General features: G+C 45.9%; 17 protein-coding genes. 14 read left to right on the top strand and 3 right to left on the bottom strand.

The features are described from left to right. The first annotated feature begins 33 nt into the window (after positions 1-33). The 6 genes from rpoC to LZG74_RS23770 all read left to right on the top strand — a co-directional run bounded on the left by rpoC (position 34) and on the right by LZG74_RS23770 (position 9,275). Positions 34-4,356 carry a DNA-directed RNA polymerase subunit beta' gene (gene rpoC, locus LZG74_RS23795; protein WP_233798993.1) on the top strand — a complete coding sequence of 1,441 codons (4,323 nt, stop codon included), beginning with the start codon at positions 34-36 and terminating at the stop codon, positions 4,354-4,356. A gap of 136 nt (positions 4,357-4,492) precedes the next feature. Beyond that, a complete protein-coding gene (locus tag LZG74_RS23790) occupies positions 4,493-4,822 on the top strand; it encodes a DUF3467 domain-containing protein (RefSeq protein WP_026631783.1) in 330 nt (109 codons plus the stop codon). 139 nt (positions 4,823-4,961) lie between these two features. Further along, a complete protein-coding gene (locus LZG74_RS23785; protein ID WP_233798992.1) occupies positions 4,962-5,423 on the top strand; it encodes a (2Fe-2S)-binding protein in 462 nt (153 codons plus the stop codon). Between the two features lie 2 nt (positions 5,424-5,425). Then, entirely contained in the window at positions 5,426-7,570 is a 2,145-nt protein-coding gene (locus tag LZG74_RS23780; protein WP_233798991.1) for a xanthine dehydrogenase family protein molybdopterin-binding subunit, read from the top strand. Positions 7,571-7,578: 8 nt separating this feature from the next. Continuing rightward, positions 7,579-8,544, top strand: a complete 966-nt coding sequence (locus LZG74_RS23775) for a hypothetical protein (RefSeq protein ID WP_233798990.1) — start codon at positions 7,579-7,581, stop codon at positions 8,542-8,544. Positions 8,545-8,879: 335 nt separating this feature from the next. Beyond that, positions 8,880-9,275 carry a hypothetical protein gene (locus LZG74_RS23770; protein ID WP_233798989.1) on the top strand — a complete coding sequence of 132 codons (396 nt, stop codon included), beginning with the start codon at positions 8,880-8,882 and terminating at the stop codon, positions 9,273-9,275. A 99-nt stretch (positions 9,276-9,374) separates the two neighbouring features. Here LZG74_RS23770 and LZG74_RS23765 read toward each other — a convergent pair whose 3' ends face one another. Beyond that, complete coding sequence (locus LZG74_RS23765) at positions 9,375-9,626, bottom strand: hypothetical protein (RefSeq protein ID WP_233798988.1); 252 nt, start codon at positions 9,624-9,626, stop codon at positions 9,375-9,377. Between the two features lie 255 nt (positions 9,627-9,881). Here LZG74_RS23765 and LZG74_RS23760 point away from each other — a divergent pair, with 255 nt between their 5' ends. Beyond that, positions 9,882-10,190 (top strand): hypothetical protein, encoded by a 309-nt coding sequence (locus LZG74_RS23760; protein WP_233798987.1) that lies wholly within the window; start codon positions 9,882-9,884, stop codon positions 10,188-10,190. 101 nt (positions 10,191-10,291) lie between these two features. On the opposite strand, the gene LZG74_RS23755 is transcribed toward LZG74_RS23760, so the two are convergent. Beyond that, positions 10,292-11,596: a YihY/virulence factor BrkB family protein gene (locus tag LZG74_RS23755; protein WP_233798986.1), complete on the bottom strand. Its 1,305-nt coding sequence runs from the start codon at positions 11,594-11,596 to the stop codon at positions 10,292-10,294. A gap of 125 nt (positions 11,597-11,721) precedes the next feature. On the opposite strand from LZG74_RS23755, the gene LZG74_RS23750 reads away from it, so the two are divergent. Next, positions 11,722-12,084, top strand: coding sequence for a hypothetical protein (locus LZG74_RS23750; protein WP_233798985.1), 363 nt, complete (start codon positions 11,722-11,724; stop codon positions 12,082-12,084). Between the two features lie 132 nt (positions 12,085-12,216). On the opposite strand, the gene LZG74_RS23745 is transcribed toward LZG74_RS23750, so the two are convergent. Then, the gene (locus tag LZG74_RS23745; protein WP_233798984.1) at positions 12,217-13,233 is read right to left on the bottom strand and encodes a LacI family DNA-binding transcriptional regulator; all 1,017 of its coding nucleotides are present in this window, start codon (positions 13,231-13,233) and stop codon (positions 12,217-12,219) included. Positions 13,234-13,361: 128 nt separating this feature from the next. Here LZG74_RS23745 and LZG74_RS23740 point away from each other — a divergent pair, with 128 nt between their 5' ends. From LZG74_RS23740 to LZG74_RS23715, 6 genes are all read left to right on the top strand, one after another. Next, positions 13,362-14,777: a Gfo/Idh/MocA family protein gene (locus LZG74_RS23740; RefSeq protein ID WP_233798983.1), complete on the top strand. Its 1,416-nt coding sequence runs from the start codon at positions 13,362-13,364 to the stop codon at positions 14,775-14,777. Positions 14,778-14,818: 41 nt separating this feature from the next. Then, entirely contained in the window at positions 14,819-15,568 is a 750-nt protein-coding gene (locus tag LZG74_RS23735) for a glucosamine-6-phosphate deaminase (protein WP_233798982.1), read from the top strand. 12 nt (positions 15,569-15,580) lie between these two features. After that, positions 15,581-16,882: an alpha/beta hydrolase family protein gene (locus tag LZG74_RS23730; RefSeq protein ID WP_233798981.1), complete on the top strand. Its 1,302-nt coding sequence runs from the start codon at positions 15,581-15,583 to the stop codon at positions 16,880-16,882. A 116-nt stretch (positions 16,883-16,998) separates the two neighbouring features. Continuing rightward, positions 16,999-18,213 carry a Gfo/Idh/MocA family protein gene (locus LZG74_RS23725; RefSeq protein WP_233798980.1) on the top strand — a complete coding sequence of 405 codons (1,215 nt, stop codon included), beginning with the start codon at positions 16,999-17,001 and terminating at the stop codon, positions 18,211-18,213. A gap of 3 nt (positions 18,214-18,216) precedes the next feature. Further along, positions 18,217-19,254 carry an FAD:protein FMN transferase gene (locus LZG74_RS23720; RefSeq protein ID WP_233798979.1) on the top strand — a complete coding sequence of 346 codons (1,038 nt, stop codon included), beginning with the start codon at positions 18,217-18,219 and terminating at the stop codon, positions 19,252-19,254. A 239-nt stretch (positions 19,255-19,493) separates the two neighbouring features. Beyond that, positions 19,494-22,622, top strand: a complete 3,129-nt coding sequence (locus tag LZG74_RS23715; protein ID WP_233798978.1) for a SusC/RagA family TonB-linked outer membrane protein — start codon at positions 19,494-19,496, stop codon at positions 22,620-22,622. The last annotated feature ends 5 nt before the right edge of the window (positions 22,623-22,627 follow it).

Here is a 22,627-nt window from a genome sequence, read left to right as displayed (position 1 = left end):
AGTTTCGACTAACAGACAAACGACTTTTTAATTATGTCTTTCAAAAAGAACAAAAAACTTAATAGTGATTTTTCCAGAATGACGATCAGTCTGGCTTCACCTGAGTCTATCCTTGAGAGCTCATTCGGTGAAGTAACCCAGCCTGAAACCATCAACTACCGGACTTACAAGCCGGAGATGGGCGGATTATTCTGCGAAAGAATCTTCGGACCTGTGAAGGACTGGGAATGTCATTGTGGTAAATACAAACGTATCCGTTACAAAGGAATCATCTGCGACCGTTGCGGTGTAGAGGTTACTGAGAAAAAGGTGCGTCGCGAGCGCATGGGCCACATTGAACTCGTTGTTCCTGTTGCACATATCTGGTATTTCCGCAGCTTGCCGAACAAAATCGGTTACCTGTTGGGATTATCGACCAAGAAATTGGATCAAATTATTTATTACGAGCGATATGCAGTAGTTCAGGCTGGTATCAAGGAAGAAGACGGCGTAGGCTATCTTGATTTCTTGACCGAAGATGAATATCTGGATATCATCGACAAGTTGCCACGCGAAAACCAAATGCTTCCGGACACGGATCCAAATAAGTTTATCGCGAGAATGGGTGCGGATGCGCTTGAAATGCTTTTGAACAGAATTAAACTGGATGAGCTTTCATACGAACTTCGTCACCAGGCAGCAACGGACACTTCGCAGCAACGTAAAGCAGAAGCATTAAAGCGTCTGAAAGTTGTAGAAGCATTCCGTGATGCAAACACACGCATTGAAAACCGTCCTGAGTGGATGGTGATCAAGATGGTTCCGGTTATTCCACCAGAACTTCGTCCGCTTGTGCCTTTGGATGGTGGTCGTTTCGCGACTTCCGATTTGAATGACCTTTATCGTCGTGTGATCATTCGGAACAACCGTTTGAAACGTCTGATCGAGATCAAAGCACCTGAGGTGATCTTGCGTAACGAAAAAAGGATGTTGCAGGAAGCTGTTGATTCGCTTTTCGATAACAGCCGTAAAGTAAACGCGGTGCGTTCAGAAGGTAACCGTGCATTGAAATCACTTTCTGACATGCTGAAAGGTAAGCAAGGACGTTTCCGTCAAAACTTGCTTGGTAAGCGTGTCGATTATTCAGGTCGTTCGGTAATTGTCGTTGGACCTGAATTGAAATTGCACGAATGTGGTTTGCCAAAAGATATGGCGGCAGAATTATTCAAGCCGTTCATTATCCGTAAGCTGATCGAGCGTGGAATTGTTAAAACTGTAAAATCAGCGAAGAAGATCGTAGATCGTAAGGATCCTGTGATCTGGGATATTTTGGAAAACGTTTTGAAAGGACACCCTGTTCTGCTTAACCGTGCTCCAACATTGCACCGTTTGGGTATCCAAGCATTCCAGCCTAAGCTGATCGAAGGAAAAGCGATTCAGTTGCACCCATTGGTTTGTACTGCATTCAACGCTGACTTTGACGGTGACCAGATGGCCGTTCACGTGCCATTGGGTCAGGAAGCCGTTTTGGAAGCTTCAATGTTGATGCTTTCGTCACATAACATTCTTAACCCTGCCAATGGTGCACCAATTACGGTTCCATCACAGGACATGGTTTTGGGTCTGTATTATGTTACAAAAGGCCGCGTAAGCACCGATCACTATCCGATTATCGGAGAAGGAATGATCTTCTACGGTCCGGACGAAGTGATCATTGCCATCAACGAAGGCAAATTGTCAAAACATGCGAATATCAAATGCCGCCTGCGCGTTCGTAACGACGACGGAACATTTGAAACGAAAATGGTTGACACCGTTGCCGGACGTATCCTTTTCAATCAGGCAGTTCCTGAGGAAGTAGGTTACATCAATGAATTGCTGACTAAGAAAAAATTGCAGCAAATCATCGGTTTGGTGTTCAAATTGGCTGGTGTTGCCCGTACAGCTCAGTTCCTGGATGAAATCAAAGAACTTGGTTTCCAAATGGCCTTCAAAGGCGGTTTGTCAATGGGATTGAATGACGTAATGGTGCCAGACGAAAAAGTGAAACTGATCGAGCAAGCGAAACTGGACGTTGAAAACGTTTGGAGCAACTACTTGATGGGTCTTATCACTGAAAACGAGCGTTACAATCAGGTTATTGATATCTGGACTCGTGTTAACTCACGCATTACAGAGACGTTGATGAAGCAATTGGAAACAGACCAAGGCGGATTCAACTCCATTTATATGATGATGCACTCAGGTGCACGTGGTTCGCGCGAGCAGATCCGTCAGCTGGGTGGAATGAGGGGTCTTATGGCCAAGCCTCAGAAAAACATCGCGGGTGGTGCAGGTGAAATCATCGAGAACCCGATCCTTTCTAACTTTAAAGAAGGTTTGGACGTTCTTGAATACTTTATCTCAACACACGGTGCACGTAAAGGTCTTGCCGATACAGCCTTGAAAACGGCTGATGCGGGTTACCTGACTCGTCGTCTTCATGACGTTGCACAAGATGTTGTTGTTATCGAAAATGACTGTGGATCACTTCGTGGAATTGCAATCTCTGCATTGAAAGACAATGAAGATATCGTGGAACCGCTTTCTGAGCGTATCCTTGGACGTGTAAGTGTTCACGATGTATTTGACCCGCTTTCTAATGAAATGATCTTGGCTTCTGGTCAGGAAATCACAGAAGAAATCGCTTCTTACATTGATGAAACGAGCATTGAAACTGTGGAAATTCGTTCAGTATTGACTTGCGAAACACGTAATGGTGTTTGTGCTAAATGCTACGGACGCTCACTGGCTTCTGCTTATATGGTTAACATTGGTGAAGCTGTGGGTGTAATTGCCTCGCAGTCAATCGGTGAGCCGGGAACGCAGTTGACACTTCGTACATTCCACGTCGGTGGTACAGCTTCCAATATTTCTGTTGAAGCAAACATCAAGGCGAAATTCGACGGTGTGATTGGTTTTGAAGATCTTCGTCTTGTTCAGTCTGTGAATTCAGAAGGAGATGAAGTAACCGTAGTAATGGGTCGTTCAGGCGAGGTGAAAATTACAAATCCTGAAACAGGCCAGTTGCTGATCTCAAACAATGTTCCTTACGGAGCACATCTTTTGGTAAAAGATGGAGAGAAGGTTCAAAAAGGACAAGAACTTTGTACTTGGGATCCATATCACGCAGTAATCCTTTCCGAATTCACCGGAGTAGTATCTTTCGATGCAATTGAAGAAGGCATTACATATCGTGAAGAATTTGATGAGCAAACTGGCTTCCAGGAATCTGTGATCATTGAAACACGTGATAAAACCAAAAACCCGGCTATCGTGGTAAAAGGTAAGTCAACGTTGTTGAAAGATCAGACAGAAAAAGGTTATAACCTTCCTGTTGGAGCACGTTTGGTGGTGAAAGCTGGAACGAACATTAAGGCAGGTCAGCCATTGGCGAAAATCCCACGTGTTGTTGGTAAAACACGCGACATTACGGGAGGTTTGCCACGTGTAACTGAACTTTTCGAGGCTCGTAACCCGTCTAACCCAGCAACTGTTTCTGAAATCGATGGTGTAGTTTCTTATGGAGGCGTGAAACGCGGTAACCGTGAAATTCATATCGAATCAAGAGACGGAACACAACGTCGTTACATGGTTGCCCTTTCGAAACACATTCTGGTTCAGGATGGTGACTTCGTAAGAGCAGGAGATCCATTGTCCGACGGAGCGATCACACCAGCTGATATCCTATCTATCAAAGGACCAACAGCGGTTCAGGAATATCTTGTAAATGAAATTCAGGAAGTATACCGTCTGCAAGGTGTAAAGATCAACGATAAGCATATCGAGTGTATCGTACGCCAGATGATGCAGAAAGTAGAGATCCTGGATGCAGGTGACACCAACTTCCTCGAAATGCAACCGGTTGACCGCGTTGTATTCCGTGAAGAAAATGATAAGATCCTGGATTTGAAAGTGATTGAAGACGCTGGTAGCTCTGAGACTCTGAAGCCGGGTATGATCGTTTCAGTTCGTCGTTTGCGTGATGAAAATTCAAGCTTGAAACGTCGTGACTTGAAACTGGTTACTGCGCGTGATGCGCAGGCAGCTGTTGCGAAACCTACTTTGATGGGTATCACACAAGCTTCATTGGGTACTGAAAGTTTCGTTTCTGCGGCCTCGTTCCAGGAAACAACCAAAGTATTGAGCGAAGCAGCTGTTCGTGGAAAACGCGACGAACTGAAAGGCTTGAAAGAAAACGTGATCGTCGGTCACTTGATCCCAGCTGGAACAGGAATGCGTCAATACGAAAGCCTGATCGTTGGATCAAAAGAAGAGTTCGATGCTTTGACTGAATCTCGTGAGAAGCTTTCTCGCAAGAAAAAGGAATTAGTATAGGCCAATTCAAGTAAAATAAAAAGAGCCGGTTCTGCGATGTGGAACCGGCTCTTTGCTGTTTTAATACTAAATTTTAGTAATTTCCGCAGAGATAATCATTTGCTGCCAAGCACTGTAATGCCAATAAAACCAACCGATGGAAGATAACACAAAAGAAAACGAACAGCAGATCAATGTAGAATTGTCAGAGGAAATGGCCGAAGGAGTTTATTCCAACTTGGCGATGATCGCACATTCAAACAGCGAGTTTATCCTTGATTTTATTCGCTTAATGCCTGGCGTTCCCCGCGCAAAAGTAAAGGCACGGATCATTATCACGCCGGAACACGCAAAACGCCTCATCGCAGCATTACAGGACAATATTCAAAAATACGAAGACCAATACGGCCAGATCCAAAGCTCACAGGATAACGAGCCATCATTTAATTTTCCAATCAGTTTCGGAGGGCCAGGCGGCGAAGCATAAGCATTTGATTGCAGCATTTATTGACTTATTCTGATAAGCGATTTAACTTTAAGTTGCTTACAGTCACCATCCTTTTGACATTTTTTGTAACTTCGGTATCTGCATAAGAACAATCATTTCCGAACCCAATCAATTCACCATGGCGTTATTCAAACTTTCAATTAACAACCGTGCCTACGACGCGGATGTGGAGCGGGACACTCCGCTCTTATGGGTCCTTCGCGATAATCTCGGACTTGTAGGCACTAAATATGGCTGCGGGATTGCACAATGTGGTGCATGCACCGTTCACATAGATGGTAAAGCGGTGCGCTCTTGCGTGCTGCCCGTTTCAGCTGTTGGAAAAGCAAAAGTGACCACCATTGAAGGACTTTCAGAAAAAGGCGATCATCCGGTTCAGCAGGCCTGGGACGAGGTGGACGTGGCACAATGCGGTTACTGCCAGGCTGGCCAGATCATGACGGCGGCTGCATTGCTCAAAGAAAAACCAAAGCCTACCGAAGAAGAAATCGTCTCCACCATGAGCGGCAACATTTGCCGTTGCGGCACTTACCACCGCATTCGTGAAGCAGTGAAAGTAGCAGCATCCAAAACCAACTGACCATGCAGAAATTAGAACAAACTTCAAGGCGCAATTTTATGAAAATTGCAGCCGCGGCAGGTGGTGGACTGTTTTTGGGTTTCAATTGGACCAATTCCACTGCGCTTCCTGTGGTTGTCGATGCGAAAAGCATTGCCGCCGGCTCTATAAATTTTAACAGTTATTTGTCAATTGGCACAGATAACATCATTACGATTGTTTCTCCAAACCCGGAAATCGGACAAGGCATTAAGACAGCATTTCCAATGGTCGTTGCCGAAGAACTGGATGCGGATTGGAAGCAAGTGAAAACCGTTCAGGGAAATCTGGATACAGGAATTTTTGAAAGACAAGTTACCGGTGGAAGTGGCGCAGTTCCTCATTCGTGGGAACGCTTGCGCAAAGCAGGAGCAACCGCTCGCTATCTTTTAGTTGAGGCAGCCGCAACGAAATGGAATGTTCCTGCTGCTGAGCTAACCACTGAAAATGGTAAGGTCCTGCATAAAACCTCAGGCAAATCTGCCACATATGGCGAACTGGCAGAAGCAGCTTCGAAGCTGACGGCACCAACGGAGATTAAATTAAAGAATGAAAAAGATTTCAAGCTGATCGGACAATCGGTTCGTAATGTTGATAACCATAATATAGCCACGGGCAAGCCACTTTTCGGACTTGATTTTTACAAGGAGGGAATGCTGTTCGCCTTGATCCAGCGGCCAAAAGCATTTGGATTAAAATTGAAATCGGTCGATTCCGCAGCAGCCAAGGCTATGCCCGGCATTGTGGATGTAGTAACATTTGAAAACAGTGTTGCCGTCGTTGGGAAGTCTACCTGGCAGGTGAAAAAGGCCAAAGACGCTTTGAAAATCGAATATGAGAAAGCAGCAGAACTCGAAAGCACTGCCGATCATAATCGCATTTTTTCTCAGTTGATGGACAATGGCGAAGCAACCGTAAGGCGCAAAGACGGCGACGTGGATGCAGCATTCAAAAACGCTGCAAAAGTCATCAAAGCCGAATATCAATGCCCATTCCTGCCGCACAGCCCATTGGAACCCATGAACTTCTTTGCGCACGTGCGTGAGGACGGCGTAGAACTCGTGGGCCCGACGCAAACGCCCGAGCGCGCGCGTACGGAAGTAGCGAAAATCACCGGCATAGCACCCGAAAAAATAACGGTCGAAATCACCCGTCAGGGCGGTGGATTTGGTCGGAGGCTTTCAGCAGACTTTGTAATCGAAGCCGCGCATGTTTCCAAACTCGTGAAAGCGCCGGTAAAAGTGGTTTGGACGCGGGAAGATGATATGACAGGCGGCACTTACCGCCCCGCAGTGCGTTACCGCTTCGAAGCCGCATTGGACAAAGACGGAACCATGATCGGATATAAGCTGCGTGGTGTCGGCATGAACTCCGGAAATTCAACAAGGGAAGACAATTTTCCGTCCGGATCCGTAGACAACCTGCTGATCGACTCTGTCGAGCACAAATCCCCGATCACAACGGGCCCATGGCGTGCGCCGATCACCAATTTCCTGGCTTATGCGGAGCAATCCTTCCTGGACGAAGTTGCTGAGGCAGCAGGCAAGGATCCGGTTGCATTCCGACTGGAATTGCTTGAAAAAGCGAAAAAGTCACCTGTTAATGCAGTAAAATATGATGTGGACAGAATGATCGCTGTGGTGAAAATGGCGGCGGAGAAAAGTAACTGGGGCAAAAAGAAAGGCGTTTATCAAGGATTCAGCGTTTATTTTTCTCACAGATCTTACGTAGCGCAGGTAGGTGAGATCGTAATGCAGAAAGGCAAGCCGGTTCTTAAAAACGTGATTGCAGCAGTCGATTGCGGCATTGTAATCAACCAAAGCGGATCTTTGCAGCAGGTTAGAGGCGGTGTTGTAGATGGCTTGGGCCACGCAATGTATGGCAACATGACATTCAAGGACGGTGCGCCGGATCAGACCAACTTCAATGGTTTCCGCCTGATCAGGATGAACGAAATCCCGGAAGTGGATGTGCATTTTGTCAACAACGGCATATCTCCCACAGGTTTGGGCGAACCGGCGTTGCCGCCTGCTGGCGCTGCTATGGCCAATGCATTTTATAAAGCAACAAAACAGCGCTTGCGCAACCAGCCTTTTGTAAACGAGGAAGCTTTCAAAGGCATTTCTTAACCATTATCATGAAGAAAACCCTATTGCTCATTGCCTCCATATGCCTGTTCATTACTGCATTCCGATTCGCCGATTTCCCGGAGGCAGTCATTTCAAACGGCATCATTAATGCGAAGTTAATGATGCCGGATGCTAGCTCAGGCTATTATCGTGGCGTGCGTTTCGACTGGGCAGGACAGGTTGCCAGCCTTGATTACAAGGGACACTCTTATTTTGGGCAATGGAACAGCACCTATGATCCCAAATTGCATGACGCCATTATGGGGCCGGTTGAGGAGTTCGTCGCATTGGATTTTGATGCGGTAAAGCCAGGTGAAACATTCGTGAAAATCGGCGTTGGAGTGCTGGTTAAGCCTGATGATAAAAAATATTCGTTCGCAACGAATTATGAGGTGAAAGATGCTGGTAAATGGACCGTTGACAAGAAAAAGGATCACGTAACATTCACGCATACATTGAAAGACGCAACAGGCTACGGTTATGTATATACAAAGACATTAAAACTGGTTAAAGGAAGGCCTCAACTCGTTTTAGAACACAGCCTTAAAAATACCGGCTCGAAAGAAATTTCAACCAGCACTTACAATCACAACTTTTTCATGATCGATAAAGAGCCAACGAACGAGCATATACGGATCGTTTTTCCCTTCGAAGTAAGTGGGGAAGGAGCAGGTTTTGGGACCATTATCAATGCAAAAGGCAAAACCCTCAACTATGCTAGGCCGGTTGTAAATGGCGATCAGATATTCTCCAGTGGCCTGAAAGGCTTCAGGTCAAGCGCAAAAGATTATAATATACGCATTGAAAATACAAAAACATCGGCTGGCGTAAGAATTACGGGTGATAGGCCTTTGGAGAAATTGGTATACTGGGCTAATCCCACCACCTCATGCCCTGAGCCCTACATTCATATCAGCGCAAAACCGGGTCAGGAAACAAAGTGGAACATCAACTACGAGTTCTACACTTTTTGACCCGCTAAATCTTAGCGTTATATTCTATTCTTGATCCGTGCAAAAGCGAACCCTTCTCAATAGAATTACTTCGTAGATGAAAAATTTATTTAATGCTGTTCCAACGATCTTAACGCAGGCAGTTTGGGTAAACCAATGCGCAATTTGTGGATAAGATACTTATTGTTAATAAGATAACTATTTTGATATCTAATACCATCGGTCAAAAAATGCCTCTGATTAATTTTAAACAAACAATATTGAAATAATATTTGATAGCACGAAAATGTCACTCTTAGGAATAGTTTTGGATGTCACTGCGAGTATCAGACCATCAACAACTAAACTGAACTAAGATGAAAACTTTAAAAGCATTTATCCTGATCGCAGCGCTGGGAGTTTCTGCCGCAAGCTATGCGCAGACTGTTCCAACAACGCCAACATCCCCGTCGCAGCCACAGAGTGTGCCTACGCAGGATCCAACTACCACAACGCCTTCATCGTCTAATCCTACGACTGAGAAAAAGGCAGAGTTCAACTCTCCTCAATCGCCCGTAAGGCCTTCAAATACACCGTCGGAAGATACATTGATTAAATCCCAGGGCGCGTCCGGCGCAGTAATGAAGGATTCGCTTATGCCAGCAAGTGATAAAAAGATGGATAGGAAAAATCGTAAGAAAAATAGAAAAGACGCCAACGCAACCGATACAAATTCATCTGGCTCAGCAACCGAAGCCGACAGAAAACCATAATCATCAACAAACAAAAATTAAAATGCCCGAAATTCAATTTCGGGCATTTTAATTCAATGCAATTGCTTGAATGGTCGGGAGACGAAAGTTCTTGTGAAATCAGTAATTAGCAACTTGCTGCGGTACAGCCGGTTCAAGATCTGATTCTAAAAAAGGCTGGGTAACCACAGCTTTATTCTCATTTACCCAGGTACACCAAACTTTTCCGTTATAACTTCTTTTCGTTACAGGCGTTGAGTTACCATTTACATAGGTTACAATGTCTACAATTTGATATTCATCAACTTGCATAATACGGGTTCCGTTCTTCTCCTTCACCCAGTCATCCTTCATATAGTTCAATGTGACCATCGGTTTATGTGTTTTCGTCCGATGGTGTTTTAAAATTTTATGCCACTTTTTAAAAGCCCCAAAACATAAATATAAAATTTAAAAATGTCATGTAAAAACATAGAACTACTTGTATTCAACTTGTGGCAAGAGTTTTATATAACATAGAAAATCCGTTGTATACCCGGGTTACAACCCATATGCGGCGTATAAAAGGTAAATCCATTCATTGTTATATTATTTGAGTATTTTTTAGGACAATTAAATTAGCATATCATGAAACATGACACTAGAAAAACGATATTGTCTTTGAGCAACGAAAGTTTTAAACACTATCTTTTGCTTCGTTATGTAGATGATTCCAGCGATCCGAAATGGAAGAAGCTAAGCTTTGTTTCCGTAGAATTGATTGCGCCGGAAGTTTGGATACAGCTTCATAATTATGCACGTGCAGATGTGGAAAGTCAGGGAGGGCGATTGATTGGCTATGAGGTGATTGATGAGAAGCTCGTAAGGCACGATAGCATTCGCTCCAATTCATGGCCGGCAGATTGGATGTGGGTTATTCAAAAGAGGGATAATTGAACGAGCAGATTAACGCAAGCCGTTTATAAATAAGTACGGAATGGTTAACAAAAAAAAGGGGACATCTGTCCCCTTTTTTTGTTAACCATTTTAATAGAAAATCACGGTTCGTTCCCAGACTGCACCTTTTTGGCAACTGCCTTTTTGATGCCTCCCAGCAAGCCTTCCCTGAAAATAAAACATAGTGAGAACAGGACTAATGTAAAGCCCAGCAACACAACAAAACCCAGATAATCGCTGTTAAACGCATTGTTCAGGAAATGGCCCAGCAAAACGACTACCATGATCACAATCATAAATACAATGATCGCAACAAATGCGTAGTAGGAAAAAGGTGCAGTAATCTGGGCAATTTTCGCCTTGATCTCAGCCCTGATCGCATTCAGCTTATCATCGATGAACTGGGTGACCGTGTCCATCATTTTATGCGTCACTTCCTTTGGATTTACGGAGGTTGTGGCGTGCTGTGCATCCGCAATAGCCTGTTCGGGCTTATCCTGTTCCATTTCCCTCCTTACCATGAGCACCGCATGCTCATTAGGCGAGATTCCCACACCGTCTGTTTTTGCATAAACTTTGGTAAACTCCGCCCCGAAATACAGGATAATAGAGGAATAATAAACCCAGGTCAAAAGGATCACGATCGAAGCGGAAGCGCCATAGGTTGCACCAAGATCCTGTTTTCCAAGATAAAAGCTGATGCCAAATTTACCAATTGCGAAAAGTATAGCCGTAAATGCCGCGCCGACAATGCACTCTTTCCAACGCACATGGCCATCGGGCAATATTTTAAATATGACAGAGAAAAGTGCCGTAATGATCGCCATTACCACAACGACATTCAATACAGAGAAAAAGATCACGGACACTTCCGAGAAATAGCGCTCCAAACGCGCACTCATCAAATCAACCAGAGTATTCACACCCAGGGAAACGATGAGCAAAAAGCCTAAGGTGATAATGATGGAGAAAGATAGCAGCCGGTTTTTAAGATATTGCAGCCATCCTTTTTTGGGTTTGGATTTGATAGACCATATGTAATTGATCGAATCTTGTATCTCGGCAAAAACCCCGGTCGCACCAATGAGCAGCGTCACAATCCCGATTGTGGCGGCAAGTCCTGATTTATTGGAAAGCTCTGCATTTTTAATCAACTCCTGCAACTGCAAGGCAGCCTCCTTGCCGACCAGACCACTTATTTGCCCAAACAGCTCACCTTGAAATGCTTCCTTCCCAAATACAATGCTTACGATCGAGATGATCACCAGCAACATCGGAGCGAGGGAAAAAATAGTGTAATAGGATAGCGCAGCGCTTAATTTAAGGCAATTGTCTTCCATAAACTCTGAAAAACTGTCCTTAAAAAGCGATAAGAAAAACTTAGGTTTTGATGTAGTAGCGTCCATGGTGAAGCATGCTTTCGTGTAAACGCCAACCACTGGTAAATATCCATGCCAGTTTGGGCCGCATTGTTGCGGGTATGATTTTTAAAGAAGCAGGCATCAACATTCAACAACTAACAATTCCAATCATGAAAAAGGTAATCGCAAGTTTGATATTTACTTTCGCCGTTTCTGCTTCGGTATATGCACAATCTACTACGCAGTCGACCAATCCGAAACAACAAGGAACTGCCACTGCGGACAGCAGCAAAACCGGTGGAAAGAATGAAGGAACAGATACGCAGGGAACTACGCAAGGGGCCAATCACGAGGTAGGGAACTCAAATGCCACCCAGCCTGGCAAAGCCGGACAAGTGAATGGTTCTAACAAAACCAGCGGAACAGGTAAGGAAGGTAACGGCGCGAATGGCAAATCCAATGTGAATAAAATGAACAAAGGAGACGCTACATTGAACAAAGGGAACAAATCAACTCCGAAGAAAGAGAACTGATCGAAAGGAAAAAACTGATTAAAATATATTGGTAAGAATAGTCTGTATATATTGGTAAGAATAGTCTGTCCCGTCATTGGGGCGGACTTTTCTTTTGAGAGTCAAGCTTGAAAATTGGTCAGTGGTAATGTATTAAATCCTTGAAGTGGATTCGCGTACGATAAGCTCTCCCGAAAGCACAACTTCTTCGCCTGCAAAACCTGCTTTTTTAATGTGGATCAACAACAATTCACAGCTCTTGCGACCGATTTCGTAAGCAGGCTCAGCTACGGTGGACAATGTCGGTGATATAATTTCACAGATAGGATCATTCGTAAACCCAATAACACCGACTTCTCCCCCAATCCGAATGTTTTTACGCTTCAAAGCCACCATCGCCCCAATGGCTTTACGATCATTAACTGCAAAAATGGCGTCAGGCTTTTCAGTATTTTCTGTAAACAACCGGGCAACATCCGATTCTCCGTCTTTTTGAGAAAATCCCGAATAAACCACCCAATCATTGTCAAACTCCAGGTCATGCTCCCGGAGTGCGTGTTGATAGCCGCGAAGTCTGTTTTCAGTCAGCAACACCCCTTTTGGGCCGGTAATATGCGCTATTTTTCTATAACCCCTTTCAATAAGATGATTTACAGCCTGACAGGCGCCGTTATAGTCGTCCTGCATGACCTTTGAAATACTGATCTCCTCGGGAACACGATCAAAAAACACTACTGGAAGTCCGTCGTCAATGAGTTCCTGGAAATGCCTGCAAGCGTCGGAAGGTGAAGAAACGCAAGCCAGTAAACCGTCCAGGCTGCTTAGTGAAAGATCATGAACGATCTTTTTTTCCAGCTCCGGCGAATCGTTTGTAATGTATAAAATAATGCTATATCCCTTATGCTGAGCTACTTCCTGAATGCCGGTAATGACCGTTGAAAAATAATAATTGGTTATAGCGGGGATGATCACGCCAATCTTATGCGTGCTGCTTTTGACCAAACCCGTTGCATTAAAATTAGGCTTATAATGCATTTCCTCTGCTTTTTCCAGCACCAGCGCCCGCGTCTGCGGGCTCACGTCATAGGCATCCCGCAACGCCCTGGAAACCGTCGCGACGGAGATGCCGAGTGCTTTTGCAATGTCCTTGATGGTGGCTGGTCTTCGCATGGGTTTAGGGTTTGAAAGCTTTAAAAAACGTCAGTCGTTTTCGATAACGTTCTCGTTAATAATTAACTGCAATGTCAGCGATAGCTAATCGAATCGTTGTAAAATTGTAAGTATATCAAACTAAACCCATGAAAAAAAGAGATTTCCTCAAACTTACCGGGCTGAGCAGCATCGGGTTGCTAAATGCCGGTTATGCAGGTGCCAGCCCGCTCGATTTGCCTGCCAGGATCGTTCCTGCGGCTCCGAAGTTCAACATGAGTGGTTATGCCGCGCCCAAAATCGAAACCGTTCGCATTGGATACATTGGGCTTGGTAACAGAGGCGGCGGTGCCATTCAAAGGATCAAAAAGTTGGAAAATGTGCAGGTTACCGCACTTTGTGATATCCGGCCAGAAAAAGCCGAGGGTGCAAGAAAGGCTTTTGAAGGAACAGGCCATAATCCCAAAGTGTATTCCGGAACAGCCGATGCCTGGAAAAAAATGTGCGAGCAGGAAGATCTCGATCTCATTTACATTTGCACGCCATGGAGCCTGCATGCACCAATGGCCGTTTTTGCAATGGAACATGGCAAGCACGCGGCCGTAGAAATCCCCGCCGCCGTAACAGTGGACGAATGCTGGCAGCTGGTTGAAACCTCAGAAAAAACAAAGAAGCATTGTATGATGCTCGAAAACTGCTGCTATGATTTTTTTGAATTACTAACCCTAAATATGGCCAGACAAGGCTATTTTGGCGACATTATTCATGCAGAGGGAGCTTATATACACGACATTTATGATTCCTTTTTTGATAAATCCAAACGTTTCGACCTCTGGCGTCTGAAAGAAAACCAGCGTAACGGTAACCTCTATCCGACGCACGGGCTGGGGCCTGTTGCGCAAATCATGGACATTAACCGGGGCGATAAGATGGATTATCTGGTAAGCATGGCAAGCAACGATTTTATGCTGCAAGCCCGCGCTGAAAAGTTGGCGGCCGAAGATCCCGAGTTCAAACAATTCAAAGGGAAGAAGTTTCGTGGGAACATGAACACGACAACCATCCGGACTGCAAAAGGCAGGACGATCATGTTGCAGCACGACGTGACTTCGCCGCGCGTTTATTCCAGGTTGCATGTGATCAGCGGCACCAAAGGCTCCGCGCAAAAGTATCCTTTGCCCGAAGGCCCGGCAGGAACTCCCGAAGGACGCATTGCCAAGGGGCATGAATGGTTGAAAGACGCGGAATTCAAAGCATTGGAACAAAAGTACCAGCCCGAAATCGTGAAAAGAATCGGCGAGCTGGCGAAGAAAGTAGGCGGTCACGGCGGCATGGATTTCCTGATGGACTGGCGCCTTATCGACTGCCTCAGAAACGGCCTCCCCCTGGATCAGGACGTTTATGACGCCGCTTCATGGAGCGTGATCTCCCCACTGAGCGAATGGTCCGTAGCGCATCGCTCCAATTCCATCGACATCCCCGATTTCACTGCCGGGGCCTGGAAATCCAACAAGCCGGTGGACATTGCCCTTTCGCAAGGCGGCAATACGGGTGTGAAATCGTAATTTCTGAGTCAAAATAAAATCTTAATCAAGAACAGATTGTAATGAAAGTTGTCATTTCGGAGACTAAGGAGGAGTTAGGAACACAAGCGGCAACGCTTGCAGCACAGCTGATCCGCAAAACCATCGCAGAAAAGGGTTTTGCGAACATTATCCTGGCCACAGGAACCAGTCAGTTTCAAACTTTGGAACAATTAATAAAAGAGGAAAATATAGACTGGGGCAAGGTTACCATGTTCCATCTTGATGAATTCATCGCCTTGCCGTTGGCCCATGCAGCCAGTTTCAGGAAATATTTAAAGGAACGTTTTCTGGACAAAGTGCCTTCGTTAAAAGCCGTTCACCTGATCAATGGCGAGGGCGACATTACGGCGGAGATTGAGAATCTGAACAGCATTATCAGCCACCACCCGATCGATGTAGCATTGGTGGGCATTGGTGAGAACGGGCATCTGGCATTCAATGATCCGCCCGCAGATTTTGAAAATGAAAACCCATATCACGTCGTGAACCTGGACGAACCTTGCCGCATGCAGCAAATGGGCGAGGGCTGGTTTGGTTCGCTGGACGAGGTGCCCTTGCAGGCCATTAGCATGACAGTGAAGCAGATCATGAAGTCGGAACACATTGTCTGCTCGGTGCCGGATGAGCGTAAGGCGCTGGCTGTGAGGAATAGTCTGATGGAGGAAGTAAGCAACATTTATCCGGCGAGCATCTTGCAAAATCATGCACATTGCACATTTTTCCTGGATAAAAGCTCCGCGTCCCTGCTGCCCGAAAGTGTGATTGCATAACCCAACTACGATATGAAACCTGAAAATCCGGAGGGAAACAATGAGCGGCGGGAATTTTTGAAAGCGTCATTGACTGCCATGGCAATTCCACTTAGCTTTGACATTCATGCAATTTCAAATTTTATCCCGGCGCAAAACATGGTTTCTGAAAACGCATCTTTACCTGGCAAAAGCATAATCGGCGACTATGGAAGCTGGGCTGCCTCACTATTGAAACCCGTTCCGCCGCTTTCGTTCAGGGATCCCAAATGGAAAGATCTCAATACCTGGAAAAAAGAAGCCTACGCCAAAGCGCAGGAACTGATCGCCAGCCCGCCGAAGTCAGCTTTGCCAAAAGTTACGGTCGATAAAAAATACATTTACGATGGTCTGGAAATCGAGGAGATTTCCTGGCAGTTGCCGTACGGCCGCAAAACCCAGGCCATTGTATTGAAGCCGCAAGGCACCACCAAGCCGCTTCCTGCTATCCTGGGTTTGCATGACCATGGTGGTAAAAAGTATTTTGGATATCGGAAAATTGTCAAAACCGCAGATGAACAGCACCCGCTGCTGGTGGAGCACCGCGCAACCGATTACAGCGGAATAGCCTGGGCCAATGAAGTCGCCAAGCGTGGCTATGTGGTGCTGGTCCATGACACATTCACATTCGGGAGCCGTCGCGTCATGTATGAAGATGTGGAAGGTTTAACCTGGGGCGACGTGGACACGACGGGAAAATCGGACCAGGATCCTGAAAAAAGTGAGCACATTGAAACCTATAATCAATGGTCCGGCGCGCACGAGCATGTCATGTCCAAGTCGCTTTTCAGTGCCGGGACAACCTGGCCGGGTGTTTTCCTGGCCGAAGATCAGGTCGCGCTCGATATTTTGGAACAGCGTAAGGACGTGGATCCGCAACGTATAGGGTGTGGCGGTTTGTCTGGCGGCGGTTTGCGGACTGTTTACCTCGGTGGAATGGATCCGCGCATTAAATGCGCAGTATGCGTTGGTTTCATGACCACCTGGACAGATTTGATCTTAACAAAATCCGTAACCCACACCTGGATGACTTACACGCCGCTTTTGCCCAAGTATATGGATTTTCCCGAAATCCTGGGGCTGCGAGTGCCCTTGCCAACATTGGTTCAGAACAACAATCAGGACGAGCTTTACACGCTTCCTGAGATGAAAAAGGCAGATAAAGTTTTAGGAGATGTGTACAAAAAAGCGGGTGCACAGGATAAGTATCTGGCCAAATTCTACGACGGAGAACACAAGTTCGATGCTGCAATGCAGAAAGACGCATTCGACTGGTTTGATAAATGGCTTAAATAATGTTGATGGTCAGAGTCATAGGCAATAATTAAAGTAGTAATCAGGGGACTCATCATTATGGATGAATCACAAAATTGTTTACATTTACGGGCACGTGCCCGTAACTCATATCAATCATGGCAGCTCAATCCACTTCCCGCAGACATTTCATTACAACTGGCTTAACCGCGGCCGCAGGGTTGTCGGTGATCGCCAATCCGCTTTTTGCAGCGCGGTCAGGAGCCGCTGACAGGATTCGTTTGGGCATCATCGGCACGGGTTCCCGGGGAGCCGGCCTCTGCACATTAATCAAGGAAATGCCGGAAATTGCGCTGGTTGCATGCTGCGATACCATTCCTGAAAATCTGCAAAAGGGATTAAGCCTGGCCGAAAAAGGAGCAAAAGGTTATTCGGATTATCGCAAGTTACTTGAAGATAAAAGCCTGGATGCGGTCATTATAGCCACACCGCTTTACCTGCATTATCCCATGGCTGTTGCCGCTATACAGGCTGGAAAGCACATTTATCTTGAGAAATCAATGACTTACGACATTCCGCAGGCCATTGATCTGGTCAAAAAAGTGCGTGATTCGAAACTCATTTTTCAAATCGGCTATCAGTATCGTTACTATGGCCTTTATCATCGCGTTAAGGAAATAATCAAGGAAAACTGGCTGGGCAAAATCACCCATTTTGAATGTCAGTATAACCGAAATTCCAACTGGCGTTTTCCTGTCAAAGACCCGAAAATGGAGCGCCAGATCAATTGGAGAATGTATCGCGAATATTGTGGCGGTCCGCTTTCTGAGCTTTGCGCGCACGAGATTGATGTCGTAAATTATCTCGTCGACAGCCATCCCACGAAGGTGGTCGGGCTGGGAGGCATTAATTATTGGAAAGATGGCCGCGATACTTACGACAACATCCGGACGGTTTACGATTATCCGGGCGGCGTGAAAGCCAGCGTAACTTCGGTGTTATCAAATGCTTATAATGGATACAGCATCAGGATCTTAGGAGATAAAGCGACCGTGGAAATCCTGCGCGATAAAGCATACATTTACGCAGAAACAACCAACAATGCCAAAGGAACCGTAGACGGTGTTACGGGCGCAACATTGGCTGTAACCACGCAAGGTAAAGGCATGGAAGTAGCTTACGGAAAACCCGGGGAAGAAAGTCTGGAACCCACCGTTTATGCTTTGCAGGACTTTATAAAATGCATTAAGGATAAAAAACAGCCGATTTCCAATGTCGAAACTGGCCGCGACGGCTCTATTGCGATCCATATGGGCAATGCGGCTGCGGACACGGAAGCTGTGCAGATCTGGAAACCCGAATACTCCGTTTAAGCCATGCGGCTTTCAAACTATAAACAATTTTTGCTCGCAGGCATAGCCACTCTGGTCTTGCCTGCTTTTTGCATTCTGAATATTCCGGAAACTAAATCGTTCAAGCGTTTTCAAATCAATGGTTTAGCACAGGGAACTAGCTATGCGATCACTTACTATGCCGAATCTGAATCGGTAAAAAAATCGGAGATCGACAGCATTTTCGGCCAGCTGGATCGTTCACTTTCCATTTATAATCCCAACTCAATCATCAGCCGGTTCAATGTATCTGATTCCGGTGTGGACATTGATGACCATTTTTACAATGTGGTCAGGAAATCGCAGGAAATTTTTAAGGAAACGGACGGCGCATTTGACGTAACCGTTTATCCGCTCGTTCGGGCGTGGGGATTTGGGAATGAACGGGTTAGTGCCATTCCGGACTCTGCTGAAATTCAATCGTTAATGCCTTGCATTGGCGCGGAAAAGCTGCATTTAAGCCATAGCCGGCTTACTAAGGATCTGCCTTGCATTAAAATTGACGTTAATGGCATTGCACAGGGTTATAGCGTAGATGTAATGGCTAATTTTCTGGAATCCAATGGTATATCAAATTATTTGGTCGAAATAGGAGGAGAAATAAGGGTTAAGGGTAAAAAGTATCCCGAAAATACGGCCATGTCCATCGGCATTGAAAAACCTGCTGAAAATGAATTCCAGGCCGCAGGCATCCGGCAGGTTATTCAGGTTCCGGATGGCGCGGTAACAACCTCGGGAAGTTACCGCAACTTCCGCAAGCTCGGTTCGCGGCGGATTTCCCACATTATAAATCCGAAAACGGGTTATCCCGCATCGACAGAAATAATCAGCGCAACCGTGATCGCCAACGATGCGATAACCGCCGACGGATATGATAATGCATTGCTTCTCATGGGTTTAGATCATGCAATGGAATTTTTGAAAAAGCGTAAAAACCTGCACGCCTATTTCATTTTCCAAAAGCCGGACAGCACCATTGCCGACACAACCACCGCCGGATTCAGTAAGTTTTTAAAGCCCTGATAGCAGCGTTTTTATTCCCAAACCTTCCTCAAAACCGCTTCTGCAATTTTCGAGAACGTTAACGGTAACGTTCTCGCTACTATTTTCAGCAAATGTCATTGAACCAGAATGAATTCATTGTAACATTGTTCTGCCTCCAAATTAAATTCTGACTAACGGCGAAATGCAGGTTTTAAATTTTCACAATCTCCTATTGTGAAGCAGAATTGCTATGCGAAAAAAATGATAACCAAACTCTTATGAAACTAAAATTACGACAGAACAAATCCAAGAAAATCTGCATGACGCTCGCATTGCTGACCAGCTTGTTGTGGATCGGGCCCATGTGGCTTGGGCAGAAGCTTCATGCGCAAGATTTGAAAAACATTTCGGGCAGTGTCCTGGATAGCGTGACCACGGTTGGCCTGCCTGGCGTTTCGGTGATCGTGAAGGGCACCCAGCGTGGAACCACCACCGATGCCGAGGGTCGTTTTTCGATTCAGGCGGCCGGTTCGGAGGTGCTGACTTTTAGTTTTGTCGGATATAATCTGAAAGAAATTCCCGTAGGAACGAAATCGGTGATAGAAACCACGTTGCAACCGAGTGTGAATGCATTGGATGAGCTGGTTGTGGTCGGTTATGGCACAATGAAAAAGAGTGATTTAACAGGGGCGGTGATCCGGATTGATGCCAAAACATTTAAAAATCAGCCCATGACCCAGCTTACCGACATGCTGACCGGAACCGTTGCCGGCTTCAATGCCAACCAGGGCGCGACGGCTGCGGGCGGAAGTTCACTGCAAGTACGCGGTCCCAAATCACTGAATGCGTCCACAAATCCCATGGTCGTGATGGACGGAGTGATCTTCAACGGCAGCATTGCAGACATTAACCCGGCCGACATTGAAACGATGGACATTCTGAAAGATGCCAGCTCAGCGGCCGTATTTGGCGCAAGAGCAGCAGGTGGCGTCATTTTGATTACAACCAAAAAAGGCGCAACCGGAAAGCCAATCATTAATTTCTCTGCAAATGTGGGGATTACCGAGCCCACCAATGACTTCAAGCCTTTCGATAAGGACGGTTATCTCACATTCAGGAGGGATCTGCTCAAAGCCACGAACCCGAATAATCCCACGTTCTACTATGATAACCCGACCCAACTGCCTGCTGGCGTGACCATTGACCAATGGCGGAATGCAAGTAACAATCCCCAGCAGGACAACACCCAGGAATGGCTGGGACGCCTGCGTTTTTTTCCTATTGAAACTGAAAATTTCCTCGAAGGTAAGTCTGTGGACTGGTATAATGAGGTCATACGGAGAGGTAAGCGACAAAATTACGATGTCAGCATCGGTGGCGGATCGGATAAAGTAACCTATTACTGGTCACTGGGTTATCAAAATAACGAAGGCGTTTTACGCGGGGACAAATTTTCAACCATCCGGTCACGATTGAATGTGGATTTCAAGGTTACCGACTTCCTGAATGTGGGTGTGAATACGCAGTTTGCAGACCGGGACGAGAGCGCTGTGACGGCAAATCTGGGCCAAATGTTCATTATGAGCCCTTACGGGTCCATGTTTGAAGACAATGGCGATGTTTCCTGGTATCCCAACAGCTTCGCAACAGCCAATCCGCTGATCAATTATTTTGGGCAGGAAAAAATGAGAAAGATCAACACATTGTTTGCGTCCATGTATGCAAAGATCAAGCTGCCTTTTGGTTTCGACTACAAAATTTCTTTCCAGCCGCGCTATGAAACGCTGAAAGATTATAGTTTCTGGTCGTCCAAAACGCTTGATGGCGGTTCCACACGAAGCAATGGTTATGGAACACGCGATGATTCTTCCACTTACGAATGGATTCTGGATAACCTGCTGCATTGGAATAAGGAATTTGGCGCGCACCGTTTTGATCTCACATTGCTTTACAGCTCCGAGCGAAACCGCGGCTGGGCTTCCACGATCAGCAATCAGACTTTTGTACCCAATCAAAATCTCGGATACCACGGCCTGCAATACGGCACAAACCCGGCATTACTGACCAACGACACGCAGATCACGGGCGACGCCGCAATGGCGAGATTGAACTACACATTATTGGATAAATATCTGATCACGGCCTCGCTCCGGAGAGATGGCTTTTCCGCATTTGGAACAAAACAACCAAGGGCAACCTTCCCGGCAGCGGCGGTTGCATGGAAAATTTCGGAAGAAAAATTCTTTAACCTCGATTTTGTAAGTCAAATGAAGCTCCGTGCTTCCTGGGGAGTGAATGGTAACCGTGATATCGGCGCATATTCGGCCCTTGCGCAACTTCTTTCAACCCAATATTATGATGGTTCCAATGTGCAGGTCGGTGTTTACAACAACTCGCTGGCTAATCCCGATCTGGTTTGGGAAAAAACGCGCTCTATTAACTTCGGGATGGATTTGAGTTTGTTGAAAAACCGCGTGGATTTGAGTGTGGAATATTATGATATGACCACTACGGATCTGTTAATGAACCGCTTACTCCCTGAAATCACAGGCTTTAAGAACATTACATCCAACCTGGGTGAATTGGGAAACAAAGGTTTTGAAATGACAATCAACACCATTAACACCGAAAAACGCAATTTCAGCTGGCGGTCGAGTTTGGTTTTTTCCTTTAACAGAAACAAGATCAAGCGTCTTTTTGGGGATTATGAAGAAAAAACCGTGGATGGAAAGACCGTTACCACCGAGCTGCCGGATTATTCCAATGAATGGTTTCCAGGACAAGCATTGGACCGCGTCTGGAATTACGACGTGACGGGAATCTGGCAGTTGAATGAAAAGGAAGCGGCAGAAGTCTATAAGTTGCAACCGGGCGATTTCAAGGCAACAGATGCAGACGGAAATGGCAAATATGAGGCATTAGCAGACAAAATGTTCATCGGTTACCGCCAGCCCCGGTTCAGGGTTGGGCTCCGGAATGAATTTACATTCCTCAGATACTTCTCGGCATCCGTGTTTTTGCGGGGTGAATTTGGTCACGTCGCACCTTTTCAGGAAGGTTTAAGATCAGGCGGATCAGACACTTACGATCGCCGCAACACGAATGATTTCCCTTACTGGACGCCGGAAAACGGCAACAACGAATATGCGCGGCTTAACACCAACACAAACGTTTTTGGCGGCGGAATCCAGATTTACAGACCCCTTTCTTTTGTACGGATCCAGGATGTGAACCTTTCCTATGCATTGCCCGGGGCAATATCTGAGCGGTTAAAACTGAGCAGCTTACGGATATTTGCATCTGGACGCAATTTATACAGTTTTGATAAATGGCCCGGCTGGGACCCCGAGTCGGTTAATGTGGCCATGCCCCGGAATTTTACGCTCGGTTTGAACTTGTCATTGTAATCAGA

This window comes from Dyadobacter sp. CY327 (genome assembly GCF_021390415.1).
In the GTDB taxonomy this organism is placed as follows: Bacteria; Bacteroidota; Bacteroidia; order Cytophagales; family Spirosomataceae; genus Dyadobacter; species Dyadobacter chenhuakuii.
The sequence above is the reverse complement of the archived record's forward strand: the minus strand, read 5'-3'. Positions and strand labels throughout refer to the sequence as shown.